This window comes from Nocardioides bruguierae (genome assembly GCF_023656415.1).
Taxonomy (GTDB): Bacteria; Actinomycetota; Actinomycetes; order Propionibacteriales; family Nocardioidaceae; genus Nocardioides; species Nocardioides bruguierae.
In genome coordinates this window covers 46021-61929 of record NZ_JAMOIL010000011.1, presented here as the reverse complement: position 1 = coordinate 61929, position 15909 = coordinate 46021, and the positions used below count along the sequence as shown (strand labels likewise).

Annotated in this window: 14 protein-coding genes; 6 read left to right on the top strand and 8 right to left on the bottom strand. The window is 72.4% G+C overall.

All coding sequences use genetic code 11. The features are described 5' to 3' along the window. Positions 1-678 carry a 3-oxoacid CoA-transferase subunit B gene (locus tag M8330_RS10060; protein ID WP_250827220.1) on the top strand — a complete coding sequence of 226 codons (678 nt, stop codon included), beginning with the start codon at positions 1-3 and terminating at the stop codon, positions 676-678. Positions 679-758: 80 nt separating this feature from the next. On the opposite strand, the gene M8330_RS10055 is transcribed toward M8330_RS10060, so the two are convergent. Together M8330_RS10055 and M8330_RS10050 are read right to left on the bottom strand one after the other, a co-directional pair. Beyond that, complete coding sequence (locus tag M8330_RS10055) at positions 759-1190, bottom strand: nucleoside deaminase (protein ID WP_250827302.1); 432 nt, start codon at positions 1188-1190, stop codon at positions 759-761. Between the two features lie 101 nt (positions 1191-1291). After that, entirely contained in the window at positions 1292-1801 is a 510-nt protein-coding gene (locus M8330_RS10050) for a tRNA adenosine deaminase-associated protein (RefSeq protein ID WP_250827219.1), read from the bottom strand. A gap of 180 nt (positions 1802-1981) precedes the next feature. Here M8330_RS10050 and upp point away from each other — a divergent pair, with 180 nt between their 5' ends. After that, entirely contained in the window at positions 1982-2623 is a 642-nt protein-coding gene (gene upp, locus M8330_RS10045; protein WP_250053730.1) for a uracil phosphoribosyltransferase, read from the top strand. Positions 2624-2671: 48 nt separating this feature from the next. Next, on the top strand, positions 2672-3433 hold the full coding sequence (locus M8330_RS10040; protein ID WP_250827218.1) for a GTP pyrophosphokinase: 762 nt from the start codon (positions 2672-2674) through the stop codon (positions 3431-3433). Positions 3434-3502: 69 nt separating this feature from the next. Here the strand turns inward: M8330_RS10040 and M8330_RS10035 are convergent, their stop codons facing one another. From M8330_RS10035 to M8330_RS10010, 6 genes are all read right to left on the bottom strand, one after another. After that, on the bottom strand, positions 3503-4249 hold the full coding sequence (locus M8330_RS10035; protein WP_250053727.1) for a VIT1/CCC1 transporter family protein: 747 nt from the start codon (positions 4247-4249) through the stop codon (positions 3503-3505). Between the two features lie 69 nt (positions 4250-4318). After that, complete coding sequence (locus M8330_RS10030) at positions 4319-5854, bottom strand: MDR family MFS transporter (protein ID WP_250827217.1); 1536 nt, start codon at positions 5852-5854, stop codon at positions 4319-4321. Between the two features lie 347 nt (positions 5855-6201). After that, positions 6202-7356, bottom strand: coding sequence for an acyl-CoA dehydrogenase family protein (locus M8330_RS10025; RefSeq protein ID WP_250053725.1), 1155 nt, complete (start codon positions 7354-7356; stop codon positions 6202-6204). Positions 7357-7379: 23 nt separating this feature from the next. Further along, a complete protein-coding gene (locus tag M8330_RS10020) occupies positions 7380-7820 on the bottom strand; it encodes a ClpX C4-type zinc finger protein (RefSeq protein WP_250827216.1) in 441 nt (146 codons plus the stop codon). A gap of 286 nt (positions 7821-8106) precedes the next feature. Beyond that, a complete protein-coding gene (locus M8330_RS10015; protein WP_250053723.1) occupies positions 8107-8532 on the bottom strand; it encodes a hypothetical protein in 426 nt (141 codons plus the stop codon). A 158-nt stretch (positions 8533-8690) separates the two neighbouring features. Beyond that, positions 8691-9143, bottom strand: coding sequence for a ClpX C4-type zinc finger protein (locus tag M8330_RS10010; protein WP_250053722.1), 453 nt, complete (start codon positions 9141-9143; stop codon positions 8691-8693). Between the two features lie 244 nt (positions 9144-9387). Between M8330_RS10010 and glgX the strand changes: the two genes are divergently transcribed. Genes glgX through treZ form a run of 3 tightly spaced genes read left to right on the top strand, consistent with a single transcriptional unit; the run spans position 9388 to position 15909 of the window. Continuing rightward, on the top strand, positions 9388-11685 hold the full coding sequence (gene glgX / locus M8330_RS10005; RefSeq protein WP_250827215.1) for a glycogen debranching protein GlgX: 2298 nt from the start codon (positions 9388-9390) through the stop codon (positions 11683-11685). Next, positions 11682-14087 (top strand): malto-oligosyltrehalose synthase, encoded by a 2406-nt coding sequence (treY, locus tag M8330_RS10000; protein WP_250827214.1) that lies wholly within the window; start codon positions 11682-11684, stop codon positions 14085-14087. Before glgX ends, treY begins: the two co-directional genes overlap by 4 nt. Positions 14088-14094: 7 nt before the next feature. After that, the gene (treZ, locus tag M8330_RS09995) at positions 14095-15909 is read left to right on the top strand and encodes a malto-oligosyltrehalose trehalohydrolase (RefSeq protein ID WP_250827213.1); all 1815 of its coding nucleotides are present in this window, start codon (positions 14095-14097) and stop codon (positions 15907-15909) included.

Genomic DNA, 15909 nt, shown 5'->3' with positions numbered 1-15909 from the left:
ATGAGCACCCCCGCGTCCACCGGGACCGCCCCGCGCGGCAAGCACACGCTGGCCGCCGCGATCGCCCGCGACGTCCCCGACGGCGCCTACGCCAACCTCGGCATCGGCCAGCCGACGCTGGTCTCGGACCACCTGCGGCCCGGCTCCGGCGTCGTGCTGCACACCGAGAACGGGATGCTGAACTTCGGGCCGGCTGCCGTCGAGGACGAGGTGGACGAGGAGCTGATCAACGCCGGCAAGATCCCCGTCACCGAGCTGCCGGGGGCGGCGTACTTCCACCACGCCGACTCCTTCGCCATGATGCGCGGCGGCCACCTGGACGTGTGCGTGCTCGGCGCCTTCCAGGTGTCGGCGAACGGCGACCTGGCCAACTGGCACACGGGCGCGCCCGACGCGATCCCGGCGGTCGGCGGCGCCATGGACCTCGCCATCGGCGCCGAGCAGGTCTGGGTGATGATGACGCTGTTCGCCAAGGACGGCTCGCCCAAGGTCGTCCCGGCCTGCACGTACCCGCTGACCGGCCTGGCCTGCGTGGACCGGGTCTACACCGACCTGGCCACCTTCGAGATCACCGCGTCGCGGGGGCGCGCCGACGGTGCACTGCTGGTGCGTGACCTGTCGGGCACCACGCTCTCCGCGCTGTCCGACCGGCTCGAGGTGCCGGTCGTCCTGGCCTGATCTCAGCGGCCCCTCGGACGCTCAGCGGCCTTCCGCTGGTCGAGGAGATTGCGCAGCAATCGTCGCGAGACCGAGGACGCTCAGCGGTGGCCGTCGAAGAAGTCGGTGAGCAGGGCGGCGCACTCCGCCTCCAGCACCCCGCCGACCACCTCGGGGCGGTGGTTGAGCCGGCGGTCGCGGACGACGTCCCACAGCGACCCGGCCGCGCCGGCCTTGTCGTCCCACGCGCCGAGGACGACGCGGTCCACCCGCGACAGCACGGCCGCGCCGGCGCACATCGTGCACGGCTCGAGGGTGACGACGAGCGTGCCGCCGCTCAGACGCCACTCCCCGCGGGTGCGGGCGGCCTCGCGCAGCGCGACCACCTCGGCGTGGCCGGTCGGGTCGCCGGTGGCCTCGCGCAGGTTGTGCCCGCGGCCCCAGACCTCGCCGTCCGGGCCGACCACCACGGCGCCGATCGGCACGTCACCGCCCGCGGGCGCGAGGCGCGCCTGCGCCAGGGCGAGGCGCATCGCGGGCTCGAAGCGGTCGGACGGCGGCATGGCCCCATCCTCCCAGCCCGCGGTGACCGACGTGCGAGGCCGGCGGTGGTACCTCGACGACCGGAGGCGGGTCAGGCGGGGCTGAGGCCCACCGCGTCGTCGAACAGCTCGCCGAACCCGAGGCGGCGCGCGAGGTCGGAGAGCACCTCGTCGAGGTACTCGGCGTCGGCGGTGTCGTCGAGCAGGTCCTCCATCTCGGGCGCCCCGATGCCGAGGTCGCCGAGCACGTCGAGGTGGCCGACCGGGTCGCCCAGGTCGTCGTCGTCCTGGTCGTCGACGTCGAGGAAGTCCAGCACCGAGGCGGCGAGGTCGTAGTCCTCGGCGGCGGAGCCGTCCGAGAGCAGCACCCGGGTCTCGGGGCCGGCCACGCGCACGAGCACGAAGAACTCGTCCGCGACGGCGATCATCGCGACCGCGTCGGTGCCCATCTCGGACAGCGCGTCGGCCACGTCCTCGACGTCCTCGAGGTCGTCCTCGGCCAGCTCGGCGACGGTCCACCAGCCGTCCTCGCGGTACGCCACGAGGGCGACGTCGACCTCGCCCAGGTCGTCGCTCACGTCGACCACGCTCTGCTCGTCCACGCTCGGGCCTCCGCTCACCCAGCACGCACCGGCGCCCACCGGCACCACCAATGTGACAGAGACCGACGACGGGGGCCAGTGCTTTCCGCAACGCCGGCGTCGGGGCGATCCGGCCCGGGCACGTGCGCGCACGTCACGCGGACGGGCGCGCGACGGCCGCGGCCCCGTAGGCTGCCGCCCATGCGCACCCACGTCGTGGACCACCCGCTCGTCACCCACAAGCTCACCACCCTGCGGGACGAGAGCACGGACTCCCCGACGTTCCGGCACCTCACCGACGAGCTCGTCGCGCTGCTGGCCTACGAGGCCACCCGCGAGGTCCGGGTCGTCCCGGTCGAGATCACCACCCCGGTCGCGCCGACCACCGGCGTCCGCCTGGCCTCGCCCAAGCCCCTGGTCGTGCCGATCCTGCGCGCCGGCCTCGGCATGCTGGACGGCTTCATGCGGCTCGTGCCGACCGCCGAGGTCGGCTTCCTGGGGATGGTCCGCAACGAGGAGACCCTCGAGGCCTCGACCTACGCCAACCGGCTGCCGGACGACCTGGCCGGCCGCCAGTGCTACGTGCTGGACCCGATGCTGGCCACCGGCGGCACCCTGGCGGCGGCCATCCGGTTCCTCGTCGACCGGGGTGCCGACCACATCACCGCGATCTGCCTGCTCACCGCCCCGGAGGGCACCCAGCGGCTCGAGGAGGAGCTCGCCGACATCGACGTGCCGGTCACCGTCGTCACCGCGGCGATGGACGAGCGGCTCAACGAGAAGGGCTACATCGTCCCGGGCCTCGGCGACGCGGGCGACCGCCTCTACGGCATCGCGCACTGACGCGCTCACCCGGCCGGGTGCCGGGCACCCGCCACGTACGCTGACCCGGTGACACCCGCCGACGAACCACCGCTCGCGGTCGTCGTCCCCGAGTGGTGGCGCGGCCCGTCCCCCGAGGACATGCGCCGGTTCATGCTGGAGCACCGCTTCGGCATGGAGGAGGTCGTCACCAAGCTGTCGATCCTGCGCGAGGAGTTCGCGCACCTGCACACCGACAACCCGATCGAGCACGTCTCCTCGCGGCTGAAGTCGATCCCCAGCCTCGTCGAGAAGATGCAGCGCAAGGGCATCGCGGCCGAGTCCGGCCCGTCGATGACGCAGATCCGCGAGCGGGTCACCGACATCGCCGGCGTCCGCGTCGTGTGCAGCTTCGTCTCCGACGTCTACCACGTCTTCGACCTGCTCACGGCGCAGAGCGACGTGACCGTGCGCGAGGTGCGCGACTACATCACCGCGCCCAAGGGCAACGGCTACCGCAGCCTGCACGCGCTGGTGGAGGTGCCGGTGTTCCTCTCGGCGGGCCAGGTGCCCGTGCTGGTGGAGGTGCAGCTGCGCACGATCGCCATGGACTTCTGGGCCAGCCTCGAGCACAAGATCTACTACAAGTACCGCCGCGAGGTGCCCGGCGACCTGCTCGACGGGCTGCGCCAGGCCGCCGACACCGCCGCCAGCCTCGACACCACCATGGAGGGGCTGCACCAGGAGATCCGCGGCCTCGAGCCGCTGCCCGCCGAGGTGGTCGCGCGGCTCCAGGGCGGCCAGGGCGGGGACGAGGCGCTGCGCGACGCCCTCAAGCACCTGGCCGACTGAGCGATCGGTGGTCGAGGTGCGAGGAGCGCGAGCGACGAGCCTCGAGACCGCCGCACCCGACCTGCGACCTCAGACGTGCGTGCCGAGCAGGGTGCCGATCAGGAACGTCACGAGCATCGCGAACAGGCCGCCACCGACGTTGCGCAGGATCGCCCGCGTCCGCGGCGCCTCGCCGAACCAGGCGCTCGCCCAACCGGTGACGGCCAGCGCCGCCGCCACGGCGACCACCGTGACCGGCACCCGCCACGAGGCCACGACCAGCACGATCGTCAGCAGCGGCAGCAGCGCGCCCACGGTGAACGACGCCATCGAGGCGAACGCCGCGCTCCAGGGGTTGGTGAGGTCGTCGGGGTCGATGCCCAGCTCGGCCTCGGCGTGGGCCCGCAGGGCGTCGTGCTCGGTGAGCTGGACGGCCACCTCGCGCGCCAGCTCGGGGGTCAGCCCCTTGCCCTCGTAGATCCCGGCGAGCTCGTCGAGCTCCTCCTCGGGGGTCTCGGCCAGCTCCTGCCGCTCGACGGCCAGCACGGCCTTCTCGGAGTCGCGCTGGGTGCTGACGGAGACGTACTCGCCGGCGCCCATGCTCAGTGCGCCGGCGACCAGGCCGGCGACACCGGCGATGACCAGCGCGCCCCGGTCGGTGGTCGCTCCGGCGACACCGACGACGATGCCGGCGGTGGAGACGATCCCGTCGTTGGCGCCCAGCACGGCCGCCCGCAGCCAGTTCAGCCGGGCGTGCAGCGAGTCGTCGTGGGGCTCGTCGTGGGTGGCGCCCTCGGCGCCCTCGTCGAGGGTCCCGGAGGTCGGTGCGGAGGTCATGGGGCGATCATCCTGCGTCGACGGGGTGTGCGTCCACGCAGGTCAGGCTGGCCTCACCCGTCCGCGTCGTCACGTCCCCGGCTCCGGGGCGGGCTCCGGCACGGGCTCCTGGGCCTGCTCCTGGGCCTGCTCCTGGGCGGCGTGCCGGGGCATGACGAGCCCGGCCGCGAAGAGCAGCAGCACGACCACGGAGGAGGCCACGAAGACGGTGCGGACGGCGGGGTGCAGCACGTCCGCCCCCACGGCCTCCAGGGACGGGGCGGCGCCGCCGAGCCGGGAGGTGACCACCGCGTTGGCCAGGGCACCGAAGGCCGCGGTGCCCAGCACGCTGCCCAGGGACCGGGAGAAGACGAGAGTGCCCGTGGCGACGCCCCGCTGCTGCCAGGCGACGCTGGTCTGCGCCGCCACGATGGAGGGGCTGATCACGAGGCCGAAGCCGAGCCCCAGCACGAAGCACGGCAGGGCCAGCATGAGCAGCGGGCTGCTCGGGCCGACGAGCAGCAGCAGCGACCCACCGACCGTGGCGATCACCGCGCCGGTGAGCATGGTCGCGCGGTAGCCGAAGCGGAGGTAGAGGCGGCCGGCGTTGCTCGCGGCGATCGGCCAGCCGAGCAGCATCGCGGCCAGCGCCAGCCCGGAGACCAGGGCGCCCTGGCCCAGCACCCCTTGGGCGTAGAGCGGCACGTAGGTGGTGAGGCCGAGCATGAGCACGCCCACCACGGCCCCTCCGAGCACGCCGGCCAGCACGACGCGGTGCGTGAAGACCCAGGTCGGCAGGACGGGCGCGGCAGCCCGGCGCTCCACCAGCGCGAACGCCACCAGCGCGAGGACGGCAAGGGCGAGCAGGCCGAGGCTCGTCGGCGAGGACCACGCCCAGTGGACGCCACCCTCGAGCAGCGCCAGCAGCAGCGCCACGCCACCGACGGCCAGCAGGGCCGAGCCGAGGACGTCCACCTTCTGCCGGGTGCGGGCCACCTTCTCGTCGAAGTTGCGCAGCAGCACCACGGCCGCCACGAGGCCCAGCGGCAGGTTGATCGCGAAGATCCACCGCCAGGACAGGTAGTCGGCGAAGATCCCGCCCAGGGTCGGGCCGACCACGGACGAGAGAGCCCACACGGCGGCCACGTAGCCTTGGACGACGGCCCGCTCGGCGGCCGAGTAGAGGTCACCGAGGATGGTCATGCCGACGGGCTGGATGGCGCCGGCGCCGAGCCCCTGCACGGCCCGGAAGACGATCAGCGGGACCATCCCCCACGCCACCGTGCACAGCAGCGAGCCGAGCACGAACAGGCCGATCCCGACCATCGCCATCGGCTTGCGGCCGAACTGGTCCGAGAGCTTCGCGTACAGCGGCGTGCTGACCGCCTGGGCCAGCAGGTAGACGCTGAACAGCCAGGGGAACTGGGTGAACCCGCCCAGGTCGTCGACCACCGCCGGCACCGCGGTCGCCAGGATCGTGGCGTCCACCGCCACCAACGCCACGCTCAGCATGACGGCCAGCAGGACGGGGCCGCGCTCGGAGCGCAGGCCCACGGAGGCGCGGGTGGGCCGGCTGCCGGCGGTGGTGGTCACGACCAGCCGCAACCGGTCGCCGGTGGCAACCATTCCCGTCGTCCCGGCTCACCGGTGTCCGGGCGATCCGGTGGTCGAGGTGCGACGAGCCCCGACGATCCGGAGGTCGAGGTGCGACGAGCCGCGGCGAGGAGCCACGAGACCCCGGCACCTCGTCAGTGGCGCACGCCGACGTCGCGTGCACGGATCTCGTGGCTCGGCCGTGGACGGCCTCGCACCTCGATCACCGGAAGGGCCGTGGACGGCCTCGCACCTCGATCACCGGAAGGGCCGTGGACGGCCTCGCGCCTCGATCACCGGAAGACCCGCGGTGCCGGCTGACCGGCCGCCGGTGGTTTCGAGACGGTTGCTGCGCAACCTCCTCAACCTCCGGCGCGGGGTCAGAGGCCGAGGTCGCGGCCGATGAGCTCCTTCATGATCTCGTTGGAGCCGGCCCAGATCTTGGAGACGCGGGCGTCGCGCCAGGCGCGGGCGACCCGGTACTCGTTCATGAAGCCGTACCCGCCGTGCAGCTGCACGCAGTGGTCGAGGATCGAGTTCTGGATCTCCGACGTCCACCACTTCGCCTTGGCCGCGTCGATGGGCGTGAGCTGCTTCTGGGAGTGGGCGAGCACGCACTGGTCCACGTAGGCCTGGGTGACGTCGACCTGCGTGAAGAGCTCAGCGAGCAGGAACTTGTTGTGCTGGAAGGAGCCGATCGGCGAGCCGAACGCCGCACGCTCCTTCGTGTACTCCAGGGTCTCCAGCAGGATCTGCTTGGCGTGGGCGAGGTTGGAGATCGCGCAGCCCAGCCGCTCCTGCGGCAGCTTCTGCATCATGTGGATGAACCCGCCGTCCACCTGGCCGACGACGTCGGCCTCGGTGACGCGGAGGTTCTCGAAGAACAGCTCGGCGGTGTCGGACTCGTCCTGCCCGACCTTGTCGAGCTTGCGGCCGCGGCTGAAGCCCTCGGCGGAGGTCTCGATGCCGAACAGCGTGATGCCGCGGGCGCCCTTCTCGGGGCTGGTGCGCACGGCGGTGACCACCAGGTCGGCCGAGTAGCCGTTGGTGATGAACGTCTTCGAGCCGTTGACCACCCAGCCGTCCCCGTCCTTGACGCCGGTGGTCTTCAGCGCGGCGAGGTCGGAGCCGCCGGAGGGCTCGGTCATGCCGATGGCGCAGAGCAGCTCGCCGCTGGCGGCCTGCGGCAGCCACCGCTCGTGCTGCTCGGGGGTGCCGAGCTCGACGAGGTAGGGCGCCACGATGTCGGCGTGGATGCCGACGCAGCTGGAGAGCGCGGCGTTGACGAAGGAGAGCTCCTCCATCAGCACCGCGTTGAACCGGTAGTCGCCGTCCTTGAGGTCGCCGGCGCCGCCGAACTGCTCGGGGATCTCCAGGCCGAGGAAGCCCTGCTTGCCGGCCTCGAGCCAGAACTCGCGCGGGAGCGCCTTCTGCTCGGCGTGCTCCTCCACGTGCGGCACCACCGACCGCTGCAGGAACTCACGCACCGAGTCTCGGAAGGCCTCGTGGTCGTCGTCGTAGATCGTCCGCTCCATGTGACCCAGACTACGCCGGAAGGCTACTGTTCGGTAACCACTTCTTCCGCGACGTCCTGGTCGGCGGCCGGGACGTCGGGCAGGCGCTTGGCGAAGCGCTCCCACGCGGCCTGGCGCGTGACCCCGAGGGTGCGGCCGATGTGGGCCCAGGAGATGCCCGACTGTCGCGCCACGGCGACCCAGGTGAACAGGAAGCGCTCCATCTGCCGGGAGGCAGCCACGATGCGGGGCAGGGTCTCGAGGATCTCGGCCTGCGAGCGGTCCTTCCACGGCACGTCGGCCGCGTCGGGCTCGGCGCCGCCGGTCACGAGCCGGTGCGCGTCGGCGACGCAGTCGGCGCACACGACGACACCGAAGCCGCCGACCATCCGGTCGCCGGCACCACCGGTGCGGCCGCACATGCTGCACGTCTTGCCCTCGGGCGTCAGCAGCAGGGGTCGCTCGCGTCTCTCGAAGGGGTCCATGTCACACCGATCGTCCAAGGGGGAGGCGACGTGAGCGCCTCGGTCAGGAAGAGCTGAACGCGTGGCACCCGGAACCCGCGGGTCCGATCATGACAGAGCGCGGGGCGCACGTCAGGGGTCGTGGAGAACATGTCCGTCCTCCCAGTGCCGGCGGCCGGGCTCCGGACGGCCGACGGCCACCCACGTCGGGACATGACGTGGGTGGCCGTCGGCGTGCGCTGAGGCGAGGTGTGGTGCGGGCGGACGCTCCCCGAGGGCGTCCGTCCGGCGGGTGGTCGGGAGAGGGTCAGACGCCGGCGTGGGCACGCTCGTCGGCGTGCTCGGCCTCGGCGTCGGGGAGGCGCTTGGCGAAGCGCTCCCAGGCGGCCTGGCGGGTCGTGCCCACCACGCCACCGATGCGGGCCCAGCTGAGCCCGCCGTCCCGCGCCCGGCCGACCCAGGTGACGAGCATCTGCTCGGCCTGACGGGTCGACGAGAGGCAGCGGGCGAGGCCGGTGAGCAGGTCCGTGCCCGCCCAGCGGTCGGTCACCTCGCCGGCGGCGAGGCTGCGCGCGGCCTCCGCCGCGCAGTCGGCGCAGATGCTGGCCGCGAACCCGGGGTACACCGGGGCACCCTGGGTGGGTTCGAGGCAGAAGCTGCAGGTGGTCTGGTTGTCGCTGAGCGCGCGGTCCCGAGTCGCGCGCTGGTCCTGGTCGGACGGTCGGGGAGTCACACCACGATGATGCACCACGAATCACCCGATCGAGCGACACGTGACCCGTCAGGGCCAGATGCACATGATGTCCACAGCGACCTGGCAGGCCCGTCCGGGCCACCCGGACCCCGTCGGGGTGGTCCTCACGGTGTAGCCCCGGCCGACCGGCCACGCGCTCAGTCGGTGGAGGAGCCCTCGCCCGCGAGCAGGTCGGTCACGTCGGGCAGACGGCGGGCGAAGCGCTCCCAGGCAGCCTGCCGCGTCGTGCCGAAGACGTCGCCGATGGCCGCCCACGAGTTGCCGTGGGCCCGGGCGATGGCGACCCAGGTGAAGAGGAACTCGTCCGCCTGGCGGGCGGAGGCCTTCATGATGCGGAGGCCGGCCAGGACGTCACCGTCGGTGCCGTCCTCCCAGTAGCTCCGCAGCTCTCCGCCGGCCGGGGGCGAGGCCTGGTCGTCGAGCATGTCGCGTGCACCGTCGATGCACGCGCGGCAGATCATGGCGCCGTAGCCACCCGCGAGAGGCCTGTCGGCCGTGGCACCGCGCCCGCAGAAGGAGCAGATCTTCCCCGTGGTGGTCTGCTCCACGGCGGCGTAGGTCTCACCGTCGTTCTCGGGTGCGCTGTTCATGTCGATGCATCTAACCAGTCAGGTGCCCGTAGACGATCGCGCAGGTCACACCGCAGAGGACCGACGGCGTCCGTGTCGTGGACACCCTGTCGCGGTTACCGGACCTCCCGCCTCACCCGGCGGTGACGCACACCGCTGCCCTCGGCTGCTTGAGTGGGGGCCCACAGGGGTACCTGCGTGGCGCCGGGTCGCGATCGTCACCCGGCCGCGCGGTGCGCCACCGCGCAGGACGAGGAGGCACCGCATGGAGATCTGGCCCGGCAACGCGTACCCGCTGGGTGCCACGTTCGACGGCACCGGCACGAACTTCGCCCTGTTCAGCGAGGTCGCCGAGCGCGTGGAGCTGTGCCTGTTCGACGACCCCGAGTCGCCGGCGGACGACGGCGCGCTGGTCGAGACCCGGGTGGAGCTCACCGAGATCGACGCCCACGTGTGGCACTGCTACCTGCCGACGGTCCAGCCCGGCCAGCGCTACGGCTACCGGGTGAACGGCCCGTGGGACCCCGAGGCCGGGCTGCGCTGCAACCCCAGCAAGCTGCTGCTCGACCCGTACGCGAAGGCCACCTACCGCGAGATCGACTGGGACGAGAGCCTCTTCGGCTACCACTTCGGCGAGGAGGACTCCCGCAACGACGCCGACTCCGCGGCGCACATGACCCTCGGCGTGGTGATCAACCCGTTCTTCGACTGGGAGGGGGACCGCCGTCCGAACACCCCTTACAACGAGTCGATCGTCTACGAGGCCCACGTGAAGGGCCTGACGATGCTCCACCCCGACGTGCCCGAGGAGATGCGCGGCACCTACGCCGGCATCGCCCACCCCGCCGTCATCGAGCACCTGGTCAAGCTCGGCGTCAGCGCCATCGAGCTGATGCCGGTGCACCAGTTCATCCAGGACTCCACCCTGCTGGACAAGGGCCTGCGCAACTACTGGGGCTACAACACGCTCGGCTTCTTCGCCCCGCACGGCGACTACTCCTACTGGGCCCGCGACGAGCGCTACCGCGGCCAGCAGGTGCAGGAGTTCAAGGGCATGGTCAAGGCCCTGCACGAGGCGGGCATCGAGGTGATCCTGGACGTCGTCTACAACCACACCGCCGAGGGCAACCACCTCGGGCCGACCCTGTCGTTCAAGGGCATCGACAACGCCGCCTACTACCGCCTCGTCGAGGACGACCAGCGGTACTACATGGACTACACCGGCACCGGCAACAGCCTCAACGTGCGCCACCCGCACTCGCTGCAGCTGATCATGGACTCGCTGCGCTACTGGGTCACCGACATGCACGTCGACGGCTTCCGCTTCGACCTCGCCTCCACGCTGGCCCGCGAGTTCTACGACGTCGACAAGCTCGCCACCTTCTTCGAGCTCGTGCAGCAGGACCCGGTCGTCAGCCAGGTCAAGCTCATCGCCGAGCCCTGGGACGTCGGCCCCGGCGGCTACCAGGTCGGCGGGTTCCCTCCCCAGTGGTCGGAGTGGAACGGCAAGTACCGCGACACGGTGCGCGACTACTGGCGCGGCGAGGGTGGCATCGGCGACTTCGCCAGCCGCCTGTCCGGCTCCTCCGACCTCTACGAGCACTCGGGCCGTCGTCCGTTCGCCTCGATCAACTTCGTCACCGCCCACGACGGCTTCACGCTGCGCGACCTCGTCTCCTACAACGAGAAGCACAACGCCGCCAACGGCGAGGACAACAACGACGGCGAGAGCCACAACCGGTCGTGGAACCACGGCGTCGAAGGCCCCACGGACGACGCCGAGGTGCTGCGCCTGCGCGCCCGCGCCCAGCGCAACTTCCTCGCCACGCTGCTGCTCTCCCAGGGCGTGCCGATGCTGCTGCACGGCGACGAGGGCGGCCGCACCCAGGGCGGCAACAACAACACCTACGCGCAGGACTCCGAGATCTCCTGGATGCACTGGGAGGAGATGGACCGGCCGCTGGTCGAGTTCACCGCCGCCGTCGCGCGACTGCGTCGCGAGCACCCGACCTTCCACCGCAAGCGGTTCTTCACCGGCACCGAGGTCCGCACCGGGCCCGAGGGCGAGGAGCGGCTCAACGACATCGTGTGGCTCGGCCCCGAGGGCCGACCGATGGAGGAGAAGGACTGGGAGACCGAGGAGCACGTCATCGGCATGTACCTCAACGGGCACGGCATCGCCGGCAAGGACGCCCGCGGGCAGACCATCACCGACGACCACTTCCTCCTGTACTTCAACAACTGGCACGACGACGTGGAGATCACCCTGCCGCCCGAGGAGTTCTCCTCGCGCTGGGTGGTCGCGCTCGACACCGCCGGCTCCAAGGACGAGCACGACACCGTCCGCTGCGACCACGGGCTGACGCTCAAGGGACGCAGCATGGTGGTGCTGCAGGAGTGGACCGCTCCCCCGGTCGAGGTCGACCACTCCGTCGACGCCTCGATCGCCGCCCTGGCCGAGCACGCGGAGGCAGAGGCGGAGCAGGCGGAGCTCGCGGACACGGCACCCGACGCCGAGCCCGCCCCGGACGCTTCCCCGGACGAGGGGGACGACGAGGCATGAGCACCCGGCCGACGTCCGCCCCCACCTCGACCTACCGGCTGCAGATCACCGCCGAGGACGACCTGTTCGCGGCCGCCGAGCGGCTGCCCTACCTGCGCGACCTCGGCGTCGACTGGGTCTACCTGTCGCCGATCCTGGCCTCCGAGCCGGGCTCGACGCACGGCTACGACGTGGTGGCCCACGACCACCTCGACGCCTCCCGGGGCGGCGAGGCCGGCCTGGCGGCGCTCTCGCGCAAGGCCCGTGAGCTGGGCATGGGCGTGCTCGTCGACATCGTGCCCAACCACGTCGGCGTCGCCACTCCGTCCGAGGACCCGTGGTGGTGGGAGGTGCTGATGCTGGGCCGCGACGCCCCCCACGCGCACGCCTTCGACGTGGACTGGGACGCCTCCGGCCAGCGGCTGCAGATGCCGGTGGTGGGCACGGACGACGTCCGGGCCGACGGGACGATCGACCACCTCTCCCTCGTGGAGACCGAGCGCGGCCTGGAGCTGCACTACTGGGACAACGCCTTTCCCGTGGCGCCCGGCACCGCCTCCGGGGTGGACGACGACCCGGTGGCCGTGCACGCCCGCCAGCACTACGAGCTGGTCGACTGGCACCGCGCCGACGACGCCCTGAACTACCGGCGGTTCTTCGCGGTCAACACGCTCGCCGCGGTGCGGGTGGAGGAGCCGGACGTCTTCGCCGAGACCCATGTCGAGATCGGCCGCTGGTTCCGCGAGGGGCTGGTCGACGGCCTGCGGGTGGACCACCCCGACGGCCTGCGCGACCCGAAGAAGTACCTCGAGGACCTCGCGGAGCTCACCGGCGGCGCCTACGTGCTGGTCGAGAAGATCCTCGAGCCCGGCGAGGAGATGCCGTCCGCGTGGGCCACCGAGGGCACCACCGGCTACGACGCGCTCGCGATGGTCGAGCGGGTGCTGGTCGACCCCGCCGGCGAGGAGCCGCTGACCGCCCTGGACGCCCGGCTGCGCGGCGGCGAGCCTGCCGACTTCCACGCGATGGTGCACGACCTCAAGCGCGAGGTCGCCGACGGCATCCTGCACAGCGAGGTGAACCGGCTGGTGCGCGAGCTGCGCCGGTTCCTGCCGACCCTCTCGCCCTACCGCTGCCAGGACGCGGTGGGCGAGCTGCTCAGCTGCTTCCCGGTCTACCGCTCCTACCTGGCGCTCGGCCCCACGCCCGACGAGCCGGACCTGACCGGGGTGGAGCACCTGGACGCCGCGTTCGCCGCGGCCCGCGAGCACCGCCCGGACCTCGCCGAGACGTTCGACGTGCTCGAGCCGTGGCTGCACGACCCGGCGCTGGCGGCCACCCGGCGGTTCCAGCAGACCTCGGGCATGGTGATGGCCAAGGGCGTGGAGGACTGCGCGTTCTACCGCTACCCGCGGCTCACCTCGCTCACCGAGGTCGGCGGCGACCCGGCCGAGTTCTCCCTGTCGGTCGGCGGCTGGCACGAGGCGATGACCGCCCGCCAGGAGCACTGGCCCCTGGCGATGACCACGCTCTCGACCCACGACACCAAGCGCGGCGAGGACGTCCGCGCGCGGATCACGGCGCTGGCCGAGGTGCCCGAGCGCTGGTCGCAGGTGCTGGACGTGCTGCTGGCCGCGTCCCCGCTGCCCGACCCCGTCTTCGGCAACCTGCTGTGGCAGGCCGTGCTGGGCGCGTGGGGCAGCGACCCCGACGACGTCCTGCGCGAGCGCCTGCACGGGTACGCGATGAAGGCGATGCGCGAGGCCGGCGACCGCACCACCTGGACGGAGCCGGACGAGGCCTACGAGGCGGCCGTGCACGCGGCCGTCGACGCCGCCTTCGACCACCCCGAGGCCCGCGAGCTGCTCGACGGGCTGGTCGCCGACCTGCTGCCGGCCGCCTGGTCGAACACGCTCGCCGCGAAGCTGCTGGCCCTGACGATGCCGGGCGTGCCCGACGTCTACCAGGGCTCGGAGCTGCTCGAGCAGTCGCTCGTCGACCCCGACAACCGGCGCCGCGTCGACTTCGCACACCGGGCGGCGGTGCTGGCCGGCCAGACCGGGGACGACGCCGCCGACAAGCTGCACGTGGTCACCACCGCGCTGCACCTGCGCCGCGACAGCCCGGACCTGTTCACCGGCTACACGCCCGTCGAGGTGACGGGCGAGGCCGCCGAGCACGTCCTGGCGTTCGACCGGGGCGGCGCGATCACGGTGGTCACCCGGATGCCGCAGAAGCTGGCCGAGCGCGGTGGCTGGGGCGACACCCGGCTGCTGCTGCCCTCGACCCAGGACGCCCCCGCCGCCTCCGGGCAGGGCAGCGCGCACGCCTGGCACGACGCCCTCACCCGGCGCGGCACGGACGGCCTGCTCGCCGGCCTGCTCGCCACCCATCCCGTCGCCCTGCTCGTGAAGGAGCCCTGATCCGCTGATGGCCACCCCGCTGACCAAGCCCGGACGCGGCCCGTTCGACGTCTGGGCACCCGAGCCCTCCGCCGTCTCGCTGCGTCTCGGTGACGGCTCCACGGTGCCGATGACCACGGTGGCGATGACGCGGGGCTCGGACGGGTGGTGGACGCCGGCGGCGCCGGTGCCCACCGACGGCCCGGTGGACTACGGCTACCTGCTCGACGAGGACGACACCCCGCGCCCCGACCCGCGCTCGGCGCAGCAGCCCGCCGGCGTCCACGGCCTCTCGCGGTGGTCCGCCGACGAGCCGTACGCGTGGGGCGACTCCGGCTGGACCGGCCGGCAGCTGGCCGGCTCGGTGATCTACGAGCTGCACGTCGGCACGTTCACGCCCGGGGGCACCCTTGACTCCGCGATCGAGCGGCTCGACCACCTCGTCGACCTCGGTGTGGACCTGGTGGAGCCGCTGCCCGTCAACGCGTTCGGCGGCACCCACAACTGGGGCTACGACGGGGTCGGCTGGTTCGCGGTCACCGAGAACTACGGCGGGCCCGACGCCTACCGGCGCTTCGTGGACGCCTGCCACGCCCGCGGCCTCGGGGTCGTGCAGGACGTCGTCTACAACCACCTGGGTCCGTCCGGGAACTACCTGCCGATGTTCGGCGGCTACCTCAAGACCGGTCGCAACACGTGGGGCGACCTGCTCAACCTCGACGAGGACGGCTCGGCCGAGGTGCGCCGCTACATCCTCGACAACGTGCGGATGTGGTTCGCCGAGTACCACGTCGACGCCCTGCGCCTGGACGCCGTGCACGCGCTGCGCGACTCCGCCCACCGGCACCTGCTGGAGGAGATGGCGATCGAGACCGCGGCGCTCTCGGCGACGCTCGGGCGTCCGCTGACGCTGATCGCCGAGTCCGACCTCAACGACCCGCGCCTCATCACCCCGCGCGAGGCCGGCGGCTACGGCCTCGACGCGCAGTGGAGCGACGACTTCCACCACGCCGTGCACGTCGCCCTGACCGGCGAGACCACCGGCTACTACGCCGACTTCGAACCGCTCTCGGCGCTGGCGAAGGTGTGTGAGCGCGGGTTCTTCCACGACGGCACGTACTCCTCCTTCCGGGGGCGTGACCACGGCGTGCCCGTCGACACCGCGCACATGCCCACGTGGCGGCTGGTCGTCTGCAACCAGAACCACGACCAGATCGGCAACCGGGCAATCGGCGACCGGCTCACCGAGCACCTCGACGAGCACCAGCTCGGGTCCGCGGCGCTGCTGACGCTGGCCGGGCCGTTCACGCCCATGCTGTTCCAGGGCGAGGAGTGGGGCGCCACCACGCCGTTCCAGTTCTTCACCTCCCACACCGAGCCCGAGCTCGGCAAGGCCACCGCCGAGGGCCGGATCGCCGAGTTCGCGGAGATGGGCTGGGACCCGGCCGTCGTCCCGGACCCGCAGGACCCCGAGACCTTCACCCGCTCGAAGCTGGACTGGGCCGAGGCCGGCTCGGGCCACCACGCGCGGCTGCTGGACCTCTACCGGCTGCTCGGGGCGCTGCGGCGCAGCGAGCCCGCGCTCACGGACCCCGGCTTCGGCTCGGTCACGGCCCACGCGGACGAGGCGGAGCGGTTGTTCACGCTCGACCGGACGTCGTCCGCGGGCGGTGCGCCCGTGCGGCTGGTGCTGAACCTGGCGCCCCTGCCGGCGAGCGTGGAGGTGCCGGACGGTGCGGTCGTGCTGGCGAGGACCGGTGACCCGGCCGACTCCGACGTGAGCGTCTCGGGCTCCACCCTGAGCCTCGCCGGCCACGCCGGCGTCCTGCTGCGCCTGCCCTGA

Bases quoted from the DNA above. Each gene is read 5' to 3' on its own strand.
- upp (WP_250053730.1), top strand. From the start codon at position 1,982: ATGCGCACCCACGTCGTGGACCACCCGCTCGTCACCCACAAGCTCACC.
- glgX (WP_250827215.1), top strand. From the start codon at position 9,388: ATGGAGATCTGGCCCGGCAACGCGTACCCGCTGGGTGCCACGTTCGAC.
- M8330_RS10060 (WP_250827220.1), top strand. From the start codon at position 1: ATGAGCACCCCCGCGTCCACCGGGACCGCCCCGCGCGGCAAGCACACG.
- M8330_RS10020 (WP_250827216.1), bottom strand. From the start codon at position 7,820: ATGGACCCCTTCGAGAGACGCGAGCGACCCCTGCTGCTGACGCCCGAG.
- M8330_RS10055 (WP_250827302.1), bottom strand. From the start codon at position 1,190: ATGCGCCTCGCCCTGGCGCAGGCGCGCCTCGCGCCCGCGGGCGGTGAC.
- M8330_RS10025 (WP_250053725.1), bottom strand. From the start codon at position 7,356: ATGGAGCGGACGATCTACGACGACGACCACGAGGCCTTCCGAGACTCG.
- M8330_RS10035 (WP_250053727.1), bottom strand. From the start codon at position 4,249: ATGACCTCCGCACCGACCTCCGGGACCCTCGACGAGGGCGCCGAGGGC.
- treY (WP_250827214.1), top strand. From the start codon at position 11,682: ATGAGCACCCGGCCGACGTCCGCCCCCACCTCGACCTACCGGCTGCAG.
- treZ (WP_250827213.1), top strand. From the start codon at position 14,095: ATGGCCACCCCGCTGACCAAGCCCGGACGCGGCCCGTTCGACGTCTGG.
- M8330_RS10010 (WP_250053722.1), bottom strand. From the start codon at position 9,143: ATGAACAGCGCACCCGAGAACGACGGTGAGACCTACGCCGCCGTGGAG.
- M8330_RS10030 (WP_250827217.1), bottom strand. From the start codon at position 5,854: ATGGTTGCCACCGGCGACCGGTTGCGGCTGGTCGTGACCACCACCGCC.